General features: G+C 37.3%; 11 protein-coding genes. 10 read left to right on the top strand and 1 reads right to left on the bottom strand.

Annotated features, from left to right (window positions below; genetic code table 11):
• The first annotated feature begins 121 nt into the window (after positions 1-121).
• On the top strand, positions 122-2,290 hold the full coding sequence (locus OO013_RS07655) for a TonB-dependent receptor (protein WP_266056138.1): 2,169 nt from the start codon (positions 122-124) through the stop codon (positions 2,288-2,290).
• Positions 2,291-2,321: 31 nt separating this feature from the next.
• Positions 2,322-2,960, top strand: a complete 639-nt coding sequence (locus tag OO013_RS07650) for a hypothetical protein (RefSeq protein WP_266056137.1) — start codon at positions 2,322-2,324, stop codon at positions 2,958-2,960.
• Between the two features lie 144 nt (positions 2,961-3,104).
• On the opposite strand, the gene OO013_RS07645 is transcribed toward OO013_RS07650, so the two are convergent.
• Positions 3,105-4,460: a serine hydrolase domain-containing protein gene (locus tag OO013_RS07645; RefSeq protein ID WP_266056136.1), complete on the bottom strand. Its 1,356-nt coding sequence runs from the start codon at positions 4,458-4,460 to the stop codon at positions 3,105-3,107.
• 711 nt (positions 4,461-5,171) lie between these two features.
• Here OO013_RS07645 and OO013_RS07640 point away from each other — a divergent pair.
• From OO013_RS07640 to OO013_RS07605, 8 genes are all read left to right on the top strand, one after another.
• Positions 5,172-5,732, top strand: coding sequence for a hypothetical protein (locus tag OO013_RS07640; protein WP_266056135.1), 561 nt, complete (start codon positions 5,172-5,174; stop codon positions 5,730-5,732).
• 4 nt (positions 5,733-5,736) lie between these two features.
• Positions 5,737-6,486, top strand: a complete 750-nt coding sequence (locus tag OO013_RS07635) for a hypothetical protein (protein WP_266056134.1) — start codon at positions 5,737-5,739, stop codon at positions 6,484-6,486.
• Between the two features lie 67 nt (positions 6,487-6,553).
• The gene (locus OO013_RS07630; protein ID WP_266056133.1) at positions 6,554-7,087 is read left to right on the top strand and encodes a hypothetical protein; all 534 of its coding nucleotides are present in this window, start codon (positions 6,554-6,556) and stop codon (positions 7,085-7,087) included.
• 484 nt (positions 7,088-7,571) lie between these two features.
• Positions 7,572-8,141: a hypothetical protein gene (locus OO013_RS07625; protein ID WP_266056132.1), complete on the top strand. Its 570-nt coding sequence runs from the start codon at positions 7,572-7,574 to the stop codon at positions 8,139-8,141.
• 342 nt (positions 8,142-8,483) lie between these two features.
• Positions 8,484-8,930: a hypothetical protein gene (locus OO013_RS07620; RefSeq protein ID WP_266056131.1), complete on the top strand. Its 447-nt coding sequence runs from the start codon at positions 8,484-8,486 to the stop codon at positions 8,928-8,930.
• A 200-nt stretch (positions 8,931-9,130) separates the two neighbouring features.
• On the top strand, positions 9,131-10,546 hold the full coding sequence (locus tag OO013_RS07615) for an amidohydrolase family protein (protein WP_266056130.1): 1,416 nt from the start codon (positions 9,131-9,133) through the stop codon (positions 10,544-10,546).
• Between the two features lie 442 nt (positions 10,547-10,988).
• Positions 10,989-13,583, top strand: coding sequence for a T9SS-dependent choice-of-anchor J family protein (locus OO013_RS07610; RefSeq protein WP_266056129.1), 2,595 nt, complete (start codon positions 10,989-10,991; stop codon positions 13,581-13,583).
• Positions 13,584-13,948: 365 nt separating this feature from the next.
• Positions 13,949-17,854, top strand: coding sequence for a cadherin-like domain-containing protein (locus OO013_RS07605; RefSeq protein WP_266056128.1), 3,906 nt, complete (start codon positions 13,949-13,951; stop codon positions 17,852-17,854).
• Positions 17,855-17,872: the final 18 nt, after the last annotated feature.

The following is a 17,872-nucleotide window of genomic DNA, read 5'->3' as shown; positions in this document are numbered from 1 at the left end:
CCAGGCTTCTGCATAAATATTTTTAATCTCCTATTTCAACGATTCATCCTGCTCATACTACGGTTGGGTAATTCATTTTTCTTTTCAAAGGTAATCTTCATGACCTTTATCAAAAAAAGAAATGAAAACACTGTTTTACCTATTACTCACACTCTTCACTTTTGAAATAGCACTGGCACAAGTTACTGTTAAAGGCACTGTAACAGATAAAAAAGGTGCTGCAATAATTGGTGCTAACATTTATATCAAAGGAACTTATGATGGGGCATCAACAGATGTTAATGGAAATTTTCATTTTAAAACTGATTCACACGGGGAGCATATCCTTGTTGTAACTTTCATAGGTTATAAACCTATACACCAGCCAGTAGATCTTAAGGCGGAACTATCTGAATTCAAATTCATTTTAGAAGAGTCTATAAACGAACTAAAGGCCGTTGTGATCTCTGCCGGATCGTTTGGCGCGAGCGATGAAGCCAGGCAAGAAGTCCTTAAACCAATGGACATTGTAACAACGGCTGGTGCAACGGCTGATATTGCAGGTGCTTTAAATACTCTTCCCGGCACTCAGGCTGTTGGCGAACAAGGAAGGCTCTTTGTGAGAGGGGGTAGCGGCCATGAAACAAAAACTTTTATTGATGGCATGCAGGTATTAAATGCCTACAACTCCACAATCCCAAATACTCCAGGACGAGGCAGATTTTCGCCGATGATGTTTAAGGGAGCCAGCTTTAGCACCGGTGGTTACTCAGCTGAATATGGTCAGGCATTATCTTCAGCGTTGATACTAAATACAAAAGATGCTCCTAACCATGATCGGATTGATATCGGCTTGATGTCTGTTGGAATGAGTGCAGGTGGTACTAAAGTCAATGATAAAAACTCTGTATCAGGTAAAATCCAGTACATTAATCTGACTCCCTATTTCACCCTGATCGAACAAAAAATCCCTATGGATAAAGCTCCGGAAGCATTGGAAGCAAATTTTGCATTCCGCCAGCAAGTCAATAAAGATGGAATGTTGAAAGTATATGGAAATATCAACCAGTCTTCACTAGTGAGTCAGTTAGCTGAAATTGATGAGCCAAATACCTACCACCGCTTTTCTCTCGAAAACAAATACAGGTATTTAAACGCTTCTTATAAAGATATTCTAAATAAAAACTGGAGCCTGCACAGCGGTATTTCCTACACGCTCAATAATGATATTATAGGGATGGATACTGCCCAGGTAAACGAAAAAGAAAAAGGATTTCATCTAAAAACAGTTCTTGGATATGACCACTCCAACCAGCTGGGAATTAAATTTGGAATGGAGGTTTTTAAAAGGAATTATCAACAACAATTTAATTCATTATCAAATCAGCAAACGGGGTCACTCAACTTCGACGAAACCATATTAGCAGGATTTTCAGAAGTGGAATTCTATGCCTCAAATAATTTCATCACAAAAGCCGGTCTCCGATTCGAACACAATAGCTTAAACAATGATCAGCTATTTGCTCCCAGAATATCCATGGCTTACAAAACCGGAGAAAACAGTCAAATATCAATGGCAGTTGGGCAGTTTCATCAAACAGCAGAAAATCAATGGGTAAAAATCAATCCGGAACTAGGTGTAGAAAAAGCCAACCATTACCTGATTAATTATCAATGGCAAAATGAAGGACGAATACTCCGTGGAGAGATATACTATAAGGATTATGCTGACCTCGTGAAATTTGATCAAAACCAGTCACAGCAACCGGAAGTATATACTAATCAAGGCAGTGGTTATGCGAGAGGGTTTGATTTGTTTTGGCGTGATAATAAAACCTTTAAGCAAGTAGACTACTGGGTCTCATACTCTTACCTCGACACAAAGAGAGATTATTTGAATTTCCCTCATTTGGCAGTACCCACATTTGCCTCAAAGCATAATTTCTCGATTGTTTACAAACACTTTATTGAGAAGATAAAAACACAGGTTGGGATGTCATACAATTTTGCCAGTGGACGGCCTTATCATGATCCGAACAGCACAGGATTCAATTCAGGTAAAACCAGGTCATACCATGATCTAAGTATGAATTTCAGTTATCTGTTGAGATCAAATGTGATCATCCACGGGTCAATTACCAATATACCGGGCATCAAAAATGTATTTGGATATGAATACAGTAACACACCTGATGAAAGCGGACAATACAATAGAAGAGCCATTACACCTATGGCACCACGGTTTATTTTTCTTGGTGTCTTCATCACCCTTTCGAAGAATAAAACATTAAACGAACTCCCAAATCTTTAATAAAAATTAGAAACTTATAAATCATAAAATCATGAAAAAAGTAATCATTACCTCTCTGCTGACAATTTTAGTTATTTCTGTTTTCGGCAACGATAAATTTGAGAAAGCCATGAAAAAGAATATCGAACTGGTTTACTCTGCTGATTCTGAAGAAAGCTACCAGATTGCCATAAACAACCTCACGCGTATTGCAGATGCTGAACCGGATAGATGGGAACCCGAATACTACATTGCCTTTGCGTATACCCTATCTTCTTTTGATGAAAGAAATACAGATAAGAGAGATGCTTTAATTGCGATTGCCCAACAGCATATGGATAAAGCATTAAACCTGGCACCGGATCATGCTGAATTATTAACATTACAAGGATTTATTTATACTGCTAAGCTTTCGGTTGATCCGGCAACACGTGGCCCTAAATATTCCGGAATGGCCATGCAAAAATATAACCAGGCTTTACAACAAGATCCTGAAAACCCGAGAGCGTTATTAATGTTGGGACAAATGATGTATGGCACTGCTCAATTTATGGGCTCCTCTACTACCGAAGCCTGTGAAACAATCGGGAAATCAATTGAGAAATTTGAAACGTATAACCCTGAAAATGAAATTGCTCCAACGTGGGGAAAAGGCCAGGCAATGAGAGCCTATGAGCAATGCGGGAAATAAACCAAATAAAAAATCATTCTGAAAAGCAATTGAATTTAATACACTTCACTACTAAAAAAAACAGCGGCCGGAGACCAAATCCCGGCTGCTGTTTTTTTATATTTCAGGCAATATCTATTGTGAATAGTAATAGCGACCTGCTTGCTACTCTTCAATTTTATCAAAAATGTAGTAGCCATAAACTACATCGGCATGTAAATCCTCATTCTTAAATTTATAAACCTGATTGTTATACCAGAAACTATTATTACCAATATAGTGCTTTAAAGTATCCGGTTTCTGGTTTTCTCTTGTTAAAACCAGGGAACTATCTAAAGCTTTTACCTCTACCACAAGATTGTAATTACGCATCGCTCCTTTATATTTCCCTTCTAAAGTCTGAAGATTCATATCCAGAGCGATATTTTCCGGCTCTTGTTTTTCCAGTAATTGCCATGTAAGTTGCTCGGAAAAGAAGCTTGCTCCTTTTGGCCCTATCGTGTTGACCAAACAAATTATGTAAAGATCCTCTTCAGGAAAATATTTTGTATCAGACAAAAAGCCATTGATTGCTCCTCCATGTTGAATAACCTGGTTCCCATAATGAAAGTAATTATCCAGCCCTTTGGCGTAACGTAATTTTGTGCCATCATTAAGTTCTCCGGTTTTAATAAGTGAAGCGTATAAATCCTCATCAAGTATTTGCTTTTCGTGCAACGCTTTCATCCAGATCAGAAGATCTTCAGTTGTACTGCAAAGCGATCCGGCAGCAAAAGGCCAGGTATGATTTAAATATCTTTTTTGTTTTAATCCATCAGGTGAATATCGGTATCCATACACTTTATCTTTAACTACCTCTGTATTGGAAGCATAATAAGTGTGCTCCATTCCCAGGGGTTTAAAAAACTCCTTTTGAAGATATTCTTCATAAGTCATCCCGCTCACTTCCTCGATAATACGCCCCAGGAAGACATAGGCAGAATTATTATAAAGCATTGATTCACCAGGTTCAACAGAGAAATCCTTTTGTTCAATCCATCTGATTAATGAATCAGGATCATGCTGCTGAACAGAAAAATCCATAAACTCTGGAAACTCAGTATAACTGGCAATTCCCGAAGTATGGTAAAGCAAATGATTTATTGTAACAATTCGTCCTTTGGTATCAAACTCCAGGTATTTAGTAAAGTCATCATCAAGAGACAATTTATTATCCTCAGATAATTTAAGAATAGCTGCTGCAGTAAATTGCTTTGTTACTGACCCGATCTCAAATGATGGGTTTTCAGGCATCGGGGCAGATAATTCCAAACTTGCATAGCCATAAGATGTATCTATTAAAACTTCGCCTTTTTTAACAACCATCACGGAAGCTCCGGCAATAAAACCGCTGTCGATCGTAGCCTTAAATAACGAATCAGTATAGACCTCTAAAGAAGAATGATTAGGGTCTGATTTTTTCTCTGTACAATTTGATAAAAATATGGTTATTAGTAATAACCAGAATATTTGTCTATTCATAGTTGGATTCTTAAAAATTTAGCTCTTCAAAAATTGAGTTGAAGCATGAATTACAAATGGTAAATTTAGAAATTATAATTAGATACTAATAACTATAAAAGATTAAAGTCAAATACTCACAACAGTTTGAACCAAGCTAATTATAAGCGTTTATTATAATAACTTCCTATTAAATCAGGTAGCATTTAAAAAGAAGGCTCTACTGTCATATTACAATAAGCTCCTCCTTCTCTATAAAAAAAACTTCCTTAGCTGGTCTGGGAATGCAGGTCAAGTTATAGTTCAAGATTTCACCTGGACCGATCGGATTATAAAAACGTTTAGTCTAAGCTAAATACCTTATTAATCGCAGAATCACAAAAGTCTTATTACCCATTCGTAAACGGTTACAAACGGATATAAAAATTTCCGATTACAGTCGGTTACAAACGTTTACTAACGGGTATTAAATAGTAATAAAGTTTGAATTTGAAGAGAAAACGGCTATTTTGGTCATTGAAAAGGATTTATTAACAAAATTAACAACGATAACCATATAAGGAATAAGCGCGACTGAGTCGCGCATAGCCAATCGTTGGCAAACATTAGAGAATGAATAGAAACTTCGCAACACAATTCACGCATGTAATTCCATTTGAGAATTCAATACCATATTTATACAGATATGAGAATAATAAATGGATAGATGAATTCTTTAAAACTGGAAATATCATGCTAAGTTCATTCAAGAATTACAAAGCATATGAAGACAACCAGTTAGGAGATAAAACTGAAGGTCATTCTATGAACATAGTCAATGGAGCTAATGATAAAATGATTGGCACATATACTATGGTAGGCCAAAATGAATTTTGCTTTTGTACTTCCACAATTCTAGATGATGAACTTAAGAAAACTTTCAAACGAGACTCTGTCTTTAGAATAATTGACCCGTTAAACTTTATGATTGAAATTACACGTTCCCTTCCTAGAGTTCAAAGTGTACTTTTTGGGAATTGTCTTTACGTAAATGAAAAAATAATTTCAACTAAAATACCAAAGAATTTAGATATTGAAGAGTTAAAGGACGATAAGGAAACAGATAAAATTAGTTTTCAAAAAATGATACAAGCTGCAGGTCCTTCACTAACGAGACATAGATTTTTCTTGAAGCATACTGACTATCAACCACAGTCTGAATACAGAATGCTATGGTCAACCGATAGGAAAGTTGAAGATGGACTTGTAATACATTGCCCAGAAGCAAGACAATTTTGTGAAGAAATAAAATAACCAAATGAAATATGATATTAGAGTTGTAGCTTTCATTGACATTTTAGGATTTAAAAATGCCGTTGATTCCAGCCTAGAAGATGATGATGAGTTTAACAGGATTAAAACTGCTTTGACAGACCTAAACGAATTCTTTATTACACCAAAAGACAAGTATGAAATTGATGCTGACAGGAAATTAAATACGGACACTCAAATTATTCAAGTTTCCGATAGCTTGGTGATATCCAGACTCATTCAAGAACAAGGTGGAATATATTACATGCTATCAGATTGTGCTTTTGCAATTCACTTACTTATTTCAAATGGATTTCTCTGCAGAGGCTCTATTAAAGCTGGGTATTTACACCATACTGAAAGCACAATGTTTGGAGAAGCGTTTATAAGAGCCTACCAATCAGAAGCAGAAGAAATATTGCCTATAGTAAAATTCGAAAAGGAGCTATTTGATGTAGTAAAATTATTCCCAGGCCCAGCTAATAAAGACTACGAAGAATGGGAAATTGACTTTATAAAAAAGAATTGTAAACAGCTTAATGAAAAGGAATATTACCTTGATTATTTCACTGACTATGACGACCTAGTTGGTGGTGGAGAAGGAACTGCGGCCATCCATTACCAGAAATTAAGAGAAATAATAATTGATGGTCTCAAACTTCCTGCAGAAACAAGTGCTTACAAGAAATATAAATGGGCTTCTGAACAATTTAACTTAAGTGCTGAAAGATTTGGCCTAGAGAAAATAAATGAATAACGATTTGCCAACACTGTGTAAAAATGCATTAAAACGCATTTTACACTTAACGTTGGGCATAATTAAAATGAAGACGATAACAACAATCATATTAATTTTGACTTTGAATCTTGTTTACGGGCAGGACACTCTTCAATTTAGTGTGACTACACCAAAAGGATTTAGCGGACAAATAACCGCCCCACCAACAATTGTGCACTCGGGAAAATTGGACTTTGATTTTTACAAAAAACACTTTTTCACTCCATATCATTACCCTCAAAAAATGGTTGACTCTATCCATAAAAATGATACAATAACTATATGGAATGACTCGACTAAAGTTGGGGATTTCAATACCAATTGGAGTTACACGATAACTTACGATTCACTTTCAAGAGTAACCTCATATAAATACTCAGCGTGTATGATTTGCTCGCAGTTACCTTATGAATTCCATTTTTTTTACAATCAACTTGGACAGGTAGTCAAAATGACCAATAATCTCAATGATAATAAAACGATTAAATTCAAATACGACACTGATGGAAATATTGTGAATGTCAAAGAATATCACGGTTCGGATTTGATGAAAGAAATAGAATTAATGAATAAAATATAACTGTACCCAACAACGCATATAGTTTATGGCGGGTGAACGTCTGCCAGCAAGGTTTTCGCTCAGTAGCCTACTTGGGTTACGGGGAACAGGAAAGTACTTCGAAATGCCAAACGTTTCATATACGCAACCGTTATGCACAATTCAATAAACGAAAGGTAAAAAAAAGTCACTTCCACTGATCACGCAAGGATCTAGTTTTACGAAATGCTAGCTAAGCCTCCTTGGACAGGAAACATAAAGTCCATATTATCCATTTTTAACAGTTATAAACGTTTAAACACGTTTATACAATTCAGTGTACAAACGGCTACAGTTGTTTCCATCCGCTTAAAAATTCAATATAATCATTGACTATTAGCCAAAAATACCTACTTTAGGATTCTGAAACCAGAATTTATCAACAACAATCAAAAAACAGACATATGAATAACAAGCACTGAGTGTGTTATATCATATGTTGTAAAACATTTAAAACTAAATAATCATGAAAAAACATTTAACGCTTTCACTTATTATTATCATTTTTTCATTTTCATGTAATGACCAAATAACTGACATACATAAGGATGATATCGTAGAATTATCATTTATCCAAAATAGCTCTGCAAACAGAACAACTTTACCTGAACTAATCCCTTACAATGAATGCACAGCTAACGAATATAAATGTGGATATGTTAAAGGATACAAAGATGTCAATTCCGATAAAAAAATAGCAATGGAATTACATCCTAATTGGGGAACACAGTATCATACTAAGTATTATGAAGTTGACTATGAAGAAAGTTTTGGTCTAGGTGATGAATTGGATACGTATTTTGGAGATTATAATGATAATGGAGGAATTGATGAGACTGAAAATCAAGTGATCAAAATTTACAGAGCTAAGTTTAATGAAGATTTATTTAACATAAGTTTTGTTTCTTCAGATGATTATCAGTTTAGAATAAACTATTTAACCGATAGAAAAAATAGCGCTTCAAATCCAAATTTCTGGCAAGGAGTTATTGATGGATATACTCATGGAGTATGGGGTTTTAATCTTTACAATTAATCTTAAAAGCGTTTTACAATAATGTATAACCGCAATGCACGCTGGATTCGGACATAGTCTAATCTAGCGTGCATTTCTAAAACCTGTGCTTAATTCTATCGCTAACAACTAAATACCGTAACTTCTGTTATATTATAGTTAGTCACACCCCCTACCGCAAGATTGATTTTGTGCTTTAATATCATTCAAAAATCACCATCCTCTTTTCCATTAGTAAACTGTTACAATCGGGTATAAATAAGAGATAAAGTTTGATTTTGAGCTGGAAACAGCTATTTTTAGCTTTTAAAGGAATTTATTAACAACCAAAACGATAACTATATAAGGAATAAGAGTCACAGAGTGACTCATAGCACTTCGTTGGCATGCATTAGAAGACTTATGACAGAAGGTGATAACATATCTACCAAAGATCTTATCAAAACTTGGGGAGAAATACTGGAGTTTTATAATCATTTGATTGACAACGAAGGGGAACAATTAAGACCAATTAGATTTCTAGTTCGCCATATAATTGATCGAGGTTATTCCAAGTATCTTTTTGGAGGAACTTCCTTATACAATTTGATGATTTCTATTCCAACAACTAATCAAATTGATTACACAAAAACTCTTCTCATTGAATATGAACAGTTATCACAAATCGTAAAATTCAAATATTGGATTTGCCCTAAAGAAAATAGAACAAAAAATAATATCCATTGGGAAATGGATTGTCAAACAACGGAAGTAAATGATACTTTCGAATATTTTATTACTCAGAATGATGATTGGAATAGTTTGATATAAACGACATTCCAACAACACCTTCAATGAATAATCCCTTCCCTTTTTAACCCCTACTCACCAAACTACATCCCAAAACCTCCTCTACCCTTTCAAAATCTCTAAGTGGGTTTGGAACATGCCTTTTATAACCGTATATTATTATTAAACTATTAAAAATAATATCCTCAACACCTTCCTCCACCAATACCTTACCAAACACCATGAAAAAATTTCCGGTTCTTTTCCTTCTATCCTTACTTAATACAATCTGTTATGCCCAGGATAGCCTCTCGGCTGAAGTGCAACAATACGTAGTTCACGATCGTGGTAATTACCTCCTCCATAACCTCACAGTACTCGATGGTACCGGTTCAGCTGCCATGACCAACCAGGATATATTAATCGAAGGAGAATACATCACTCAAATAGGTCAGGATTTAAGCGTTCCTGACAATACCATTGTCATCAATATGGAAGGAAAATCTGCTATGCCGGGTATGATTATGCTTCATGAACACCTGTTTTATCCTAAAAATGTCCCGGGACCAAACTACGGGTTAGATCAGATGACTTATTCATTTCCCAAGCTTTACCTGGCAGGAGGTGTCACCACAATGCGTACTGCCGGAGCGATAATGCCCCAGGTAGATGTAAAATTGAAGAAATGGATCAAAGACGGGCGATTACCGGGCCCCACTATCGATGCTACCAGCCCACATATGGACAGAAAAGGACTCCCAATCCTGGAAATGTTTGCATTTGATGGTCCGGAACAGGCACAAGATCAGGTGGATTTTTATGCTGACCTGGGCATTACCTCAATAAAAGTATACAATATGCTGACAAGGGAAGATCTCAAGGCCATTATTGAGGCAGCTCATGCCAGAAACATGAAAGTAACTGGTCACCTTTGCTCCATAACATACAGGGAAGCGGTAGATCTGGGAATTGATAACATTGAACACGGATTTGGATCTTGTCCTGACTTTTTAGAAAACAAACTACCCGACCAGTGTAATCCCTTTATGCTGGAAAGTCTGTTAGAAGTAGACCCGGATTCCGAAAATGTCACCAGTTTGATCGATCACATGATTTCCAATAATGTAGCACTGACAACTACAGTTAACGTGTTTGAACCCTATACAGGAAGAGAAGTAATACCAGGCGGAGGCCTGGAAGCCTTATCGCCCAGAGCAAAAGAAAAGGTCTATCAACGATGGGTTAGCAAGCAGGGAAGAGATTCTATTGATGTCGCAAGGTTCAATAAACTTAAACTCATGGATAAAAAGTTTCATGATGCAGGCGGGTTATTAGTCGCAGGTACAGACCCAACATATGATGGACGAATAGTTGCCGGTTATGCTAATATGAGATTACTTGAACTAATGGTTGAAATGGGATTCAGTATTCCTGATGCGATTATGATATGCACATTAAACGGGGCTAAGTATTTAGAATCAGAAAACCTTATTGGCACCATAGAAGAAGGAAAAATTGCTGATATAATAATTATGAATGATGATATCAGTAAAGATATTTCTGCGATTCGATCAGATAAAATCATTTTCAAAAATGGAATTGGTTATGATTCCCAAAAACTTTTCAAAGCTGCAGAAGGATTAGTCGGGATTCGTTAAACAACTATTGGAAAATTTTAGATTTGGATTTTAATCTTTGAACATTTTTTATTCAATAAAATATGGCCAAACTCTCCTTTTTAAGAAAATAATTCTAAGCAAGTGCTAAGATTAAATAGAATCTGCTTTTCGGCCAAAAAAACCCCTTAACCGGCCAAAATTTAGCTCAGAATTTAATGGATATTTTTAATTTTTATTTTCACTTATTCTTAATTTATAAGTGATCTTGGTAATAAATTCTGGATAGACAAAAAATGCAGAATTTTATATTGCGAAAAATTATTTGTATACTTGTGGATGTAGTAAAAGTCAGAACGAACAATTAAGTGAAGTTCGAGCAACCAAAACATTAGTGATCATTTCATTGGCTTTATCAGTCCAACCCGCTCAAACCACTGTTAATCTGACAGTTATATTTTTGTAATCTATAAACCAACATTGTATGATTAAACGTTTACTATTATTTGGGATGGCTATATGCTGTTCTTTTCTAACCTATTCACAGGAACGTGTTTGTGCTACCGATGAGGTACACGAAAGACTACTTCAACAAAACCCCGACTATGCAAGACGACAGGCTGAGATCGAGCAACTGACTCAGCGCTTTGCAGAAAATTCGGAAAGCTTCAGAGTATCAGGAAGCAACATCGTTATTCCATGTATTATTCATGTGGTATATGGAAATTCTCAGGAAAACATCTCTGATGCACAGATCCAATCTCAGATCGACAGATTAAACAAAGATTATAGCGCTACCAATAGCGACTATGACAACACACCATCTGAATTTCAAAGTGTGCGTTCAGGAGATACTCAAATCCGTTTTGAGATCATCGAAATTAAGAGATATGCAAACTCACGTGACACTTGGGGCACTAACGACGCTGTAAAAGCAGCTTACCCTCCAATCGAACCGGACCGCATATTAAACATGTGGGTTGCGGATATCGGAGGTGGTATCCTTGGATATGCTCAGTTCCCTGGTGGTGATCCGGCAACTGATGGAGTTGTAATGTCTCCTCAGTATTTTGGTGATGCTTCAGTAGCAGGGGGTAGTAACTTCTATCTTTCTGCTCCATTTGATCAGGGACGAACTGCTACTCACGAGGTAGGTCACTGGTTAAACCTTCGTCATATCTGGGGAGATGGAAATTGCTCTGCAGATGACTTTGTTAGTGACACCCCGGTAGCTGGAAATCCAAACTACGGATGCCCTTCACCAGGAACAAATAGCTGTTCTGGTGGACAGGACGATATGTTCATGAACTATATGGATTATGTTGATGATGCATGTATGTTTATGTTCTCAGCTGGTCAGGATGCAAGAATGCAGGCTACTTTTTCTAATGGTGGTGGTCGTGAAGGCTTCCTTTTAGATCCTGTTTATACTCCTGGAAATCCAGGCGGTGGATTTTCTTGCACTGGAACAGTGAGCAATTACCCTTACAATGAAAGCTTCGAAAGTGGTCTTGGAAACTGGTCACAAGGAAGCGGAGACAATATTGACTGGACAAGAAACAGCTCTGGTACTCCTTCTTCAAGCACAGGACCTTCATCTGCAAATGATGGTTCGTACTACATGTATGTTGAGGCATCAGATCCAAACTACCCGTCAAAATCTGCACACCTTGCTGGTCCATGCTTTGACCTGACTACAGAAACTTCTGCTACGTTCAGTTTCGATTACCACATGTATGGTTCTGCCATGGGAAGTCTTGAAGTACAGGCTTTAATCGATGGTGGTAGCTGGACTACAATCTGGTCGAAAAGTGGCAACCAGGGAAATAGCTGGCTTTCTGCTAATGTAGATATGGCCGGATATCTTGGAGAAACTGTAAAAATAAGATTTGTCGGTACAACCGGTTCGTCATATACTTCAGATATAGCGGTAGATAAAATTTCTTTATCAACTGGTTCAACTGGTGGTGGAGAAAGCTGCTCTTCAACTGTAACATTAGGTTATGGTGAAGGATTTGAAAGTGGATTGGGATCATGGTCTCAAGTTTCAGGAGATGACTTCGACTGGACAGTTAACAGCTCAGGCACTCCTTCTTCTAACACAGGACCATCAGGTGCTTTTGCTGGAAGCTATTACGCTTACATGGAGTCATCAAGTCCTAACTATTCGTTCAAAAGAGCGGAGCTGGCAGGACCGTGCTTCGATCTTACTTCTGAAACTTCAGCGGCATTCTCATTCAGATATCATATGTATGGTGCTACTACAATGGGTGACCTTGAACTTCATGCTACAACAGATGGCACAAACTGGTCAACAATCTGGAGTAAATCAGGAAACCAGGGTAACAGCTGGAACGAAGCAAGCATTGACCTTTCTGCTTATTTAGGTGGAACAGTAAAACTAAAATTTGTAGGTACTACAGGTGATACCTGGCAAGGAGATATGGCTATTGATGCGCTTAGCCTTGGTACAGGTGGAAGCACTGGTGGAGGAACAACTACTGCCACGCTTTCTATCACTCTTGATAACTATCCTGAAGAAACAAGCTGGGAGATCCTAAGTGGCTCAACAGTTATTGCTTCTGGCGGAACTTACGGTTCTCAACCAGATGGATCTACTGTCACTCAGGATATTATTCTTGACGATGGATGCTATGATTTCGTAATCTATGATGCTTATGGTGACGGTATTTGCTGTTCTTACGGAAACGGTTCATACTCTCTAACTGCTGATGGAGTTACATTAGCATCAGGAGGATCGTTCGCTTCAAGTGAAACAACCAACTTTTGTGTAGGTAGTGGTGCAAGAACTTCAAAAGTTTCTGTAACCCGCACAGGTGAAAGACCTGAAGGTTACTCTGTATATCCTATTCCTGCGAAGGACTACCTGAATATACATATTGGTAAAATGGAATCGGCTCAATTCAGAATTATGAATACAACCGGTCAGGTTTGGAAAGAAGGTGTTCTTTCAAATAAATATAATGAGATCAATGTATCAGATTTAGATGCAGGTCTTTACATCATAAGAGTTACTGATGGTGATAATGTATTGGTTAACAGAGTTGTGATCCAGTAATTATTATTACTTAAAAATATATAAGCCGCTTCAATATGTGAAGCGGCTTTTTTTATTGTTTTTTGTGATAGAATAAAAACCTACCTGAGCGCTTACCTGAAAATGTATTTGAGCCGTTATATCGAAAATTATTTGATGTAAAATGTCGGCATATCAACACATTAAGAAGCTACAAAAACATACCCGATAGCGTAAATTATCAGAAATTCAAATATCTTCACAACCCACAGTATTTTTTGCATAAGTCACTGAATATCAATATTCATCGAAATTTAGGACTACTTGGTCGCTTAGGGGCATAATCCTATTGTTCTTTTCTGGTTAATTATTTAATTTATAATACACCACAAGTCAATTCTATAGCCATGAAACCGATCATTTTATCCCCAAAAACCAAGGATGATATTAAAATATCTGTATCCGATCAAAAGTATAATTTTAAAACTTCCATCTTTATTTTACTTCTTTCCTTATTTATTTCGATGCCTGCCCTAACACAGGTAAAAGTGGAAAAAGAAAAGTTAGAACAATCATCAACTCCAAAAATCAACCCTGAAAATGAACGCTTACTAAATGAATTTAATCAAAAAGGTGAAACATTAGTTCTGCCCTCCGAAGCAAAACAAATTGATCAATCAAAGTCTGATGAAAGAGTTTTATTAAATGATAAGTATGAGAGTATCCTGATAAATAAAGATCATTTACAACAAAGAAAATCATTTGAATTAGATGATATTTTAAATTTTAGTAATTCAGTTCAGGCCCACCCAAAATCAGAAAATAAAACAGAACTAGAAAGAGATAAAATTCTTATTAGTCCCCCTGAAGGATCAAATAAAAATCGTATTTCAGGGGAAGTTCTGGATATGGTAATCAAAGATTCACCAAATAATGGACCGGTACAAATAAAGAAGTCCGATTTAATTCTTAAAAGGGATCAACCGGTTCAACTCTTAAACCAAAATTACCCCTCAAAAAAAGATGATCAGATGACGGTTATGGAGACCGACATGGAAAATTATGCTCCCGTTGCCACACCGGATGTTTATACAACGCCTGAAAACACGGAACTAATTATTGCGGCTCCCGGGCACCTGGCTAATGATTCTGATTTAAACGGTGACGAACTAATCTGGATATCTTATACAGTACCAGAAAATGGCGCAATTAGTAATGCCTCTGTTGATGGCGGATTTTCTTATACCCCTAACCCTGGGTTTTCAGGAATTGATAATATAGAAGTTGCCATATCTGATAACAACGGAGGTATTAGTTTTGGACTCATATCTATTTTGGTTATACCTGATCAAAACAGAAATCCTGTGGCAGTTCCTGATGTATTCACCACTCCCGAAAACACAGCACTTGAGATAACACCTCCGGGCCACCTTTCCAATGACCTGGAACCTGATGGTGATGAATTAACATGGCTTTCATATACTGTTCCCGAAAACGGAACAATGAGCAATACAACCTCAGAAGGTGGATTTACCTATACGCCAAATCCAGGATTTTCAGGAATAGAGTCTCTTGAAATTGCAATTTCTGATGGGAATGGAGGCATAAGTTTTGGACTCATTTCTATTCTGGTTATTCCGGAACAAAACCGAACTCCCATTGCGGTCCCGGATGTTTATACCACACCTGAAAACACTCCACTAATTGTTTCTGCTCCTGGCCATACCAATAACGACATTGACCTGGATGGTGATGAAATAGAGTGGTTATCGTATACTGTTCCGGAAAATGGAGTAATAAGTAATCCCTCCCCTGATGGTACTTTCACCTATACACCTAACCCCGGATTTACAGGATTAGAATCCATTGAAGTTGCTATCTCCGATGGTAATGGCGGTATTAGTTTCGGTTTACTTCAAATTCAGGTGATATCCGATCAAAACCGGAATCCTGTAGCTGTACCAGATACCTATACCACACCTGAAAATACAGCATTAATAGTTTCAGCACCCGGACATTTGGGTAATGATAGCGATCCTGATGGTGATGAAATCGAGTGGATTACATATACCGTTCCTGAAAATGGATTTATCTCTAATGTAAATTCTGATGGAACTTTCACTTATACCCCTAATCCAGGATTTACAGGGATTGAAGAAATAACTGTATCTATTTCTGACGGGGAAGGAGGTATCGCTTTTGGACTAATTATGATCACTGTCACTCCATCCGGAGGCACTGATCCTGTGGCTGTGGCAGATGTATTTACTACCCCGGAAAACACAGCATTAGTCGTTTCACCTCCTGGCCACCTGGATAACGATTTTGATCCAAATGGAGATCCGATTACCTGGCTTTCCTATAGTGTCCCGGAAAATGGATCAATTACCAATACTACCTCTGATGGGGGCTTTACCTATACTCCTAACCCTGGATTTTCAGGAATAGAAACCTTTGAATATGCAATATCTGATGGTAATGGAGGGATAGGTTTCGGACTCATTTCTATTCTGGTAATCCCGGATCAAAACAGAGAGCCTATAGCTATACCTGATGTTTTCACGACTCCGGAAAATACTCCTTTAATAGTTTCTGCTCCGGGTCATCTTGGAAATGATTTCGACCGCGATGGAGATGAAATAGAATGGATATCCTATACTGTTCCGGAAAATGGCACAATGAGTAATACATCTTCTGATGGTACTTTCACTTATACTCCAAATCCTGGGTTTTCAGGGATCGAATCATTAGAAGTTGCAATAACAGATGGTAATGGAGGAATTGCATTTACTACATTAACCATTTTAGTCATTCCTGATCAAAACAGAGAGCCTGTGGCAGTTCCCGATGTTTACACTACACCAGAAGGCATTCCATTGATAGTTTCTGCACCCGGCCACACCAATAACGATATAGATCTTGATGGTGATGAAATAGAGTGGTTATCGTATACTGTTCCGGAAAATGGAGTAATAAGCAATCCCTCCCCTGATGGTACTTTCACTTATACTCCAAATCCAGGATTTTCCGGAATCGAATCTATTGAGATTGCCATTTCAGATGGTAACGGAGGTATAAGTTTCGGACTTATTTCTATATTGGTCATTCCGGATCAAAACCGAACTCCAATTGCGGTTCCGGATGTTTATACGACACCCGAAAACACCGAACTGATCGTTACAGCTCCCGGCCACCTGGCAAACGACTTTGACCTCGATGGTGATGAAATAGAATGGATATCCTACACTGTCCCGGAAAATGGTTCGATGAGTAATACATCTGCTGATGGTGGATTTACTTATACACCAAACCCGGACTTTAAAGGTATTGAATCTTTAACAATAGCCATTACAGATGGTAACGGAGGAATCGGATTTGGTCAACTTATTATTTCTGTTATACCTAATAACCCACCAATAGCAGATGCCGGAGAAGACCAGGAAGTTATTGAGCAACAAACCGTCAACCTTGATGGATCCGGCTCTTCTGATCCTGAAGGAGATCCGATAACCTACTCCTGGATGTTTGCCAGCCCGGATACCTCTCCGGCAAAACCTGCAGGTAGTACAGCTTCACTCAGTGGAGCCAACACTTCTACCCCATCCTTCATTGCAGATGTACCAGGAACTTACTCTGTGCAGCTTATCGTTAACGATGGATTTAAAGACAGTGATCCGGACTACGTAACTATCACCGCAATTTTAATCACTGAGGCATTAAATGATCTGGAAGATGACATTCAATTACTCACAAGTTCGCAAGTACTCAATAATGGACAGGAAAATGGATTATTGAAAAAAATCGATCAGGCACTTAAGCTACTTGATAAAGATAAGTATGAGGAAGCCCTTGCAGTGCTTTATGATCTTCGTACTCAGGTAATGGATCTTTACGAGAAAGACAATGTATTAACAGAAGCACAAGCAACTGCTCTGATCGCCAGTATTGATGAGATCATTGCTGTAATAGAATCAAAATATTCAATCAGTAGCTACCAAGCATCATCAATTTCATCTGTAATGGGAATTTCAGGTAATGATCTGACTGATAAAAATGATAGAATTAATATCTATCCAAACCCTGTAAAAACCACAGCAGAAATTGTTTACAGGCTGGAAAAAGAATCAAATGTAACCATTGAAATGTTTAATATGACCGGGCAGAAAGTTCAGGTAATCAAAGATGGATTTAGTCCTGCTGGAAATCATCAGATTACTCTTAAACCTGAAACTATTCAAAGTGGTATTTATCACATTTTCTTCACGACAGATAACGGCATTCAGGAAATGAGAAAAGTGATGATTATCCGTTAGACTGAATTATAAATAAGG

The sequence above is a fragment of the Mangrovivirga halotolerans genome (genome assembly GCF_026241165.1).
In the GTDB taxonomy this organism is placed as follows: domain Bacteria; phylum Bacteroidota; class Bacteroidia; order Cytophagales; family Cyclobacteriaceae; genus Mangrovivirga; species Mangrovivirga halotolerans.
This window is presented reverse-complemented; position numbering and strand designations above follow the sequence as displayed.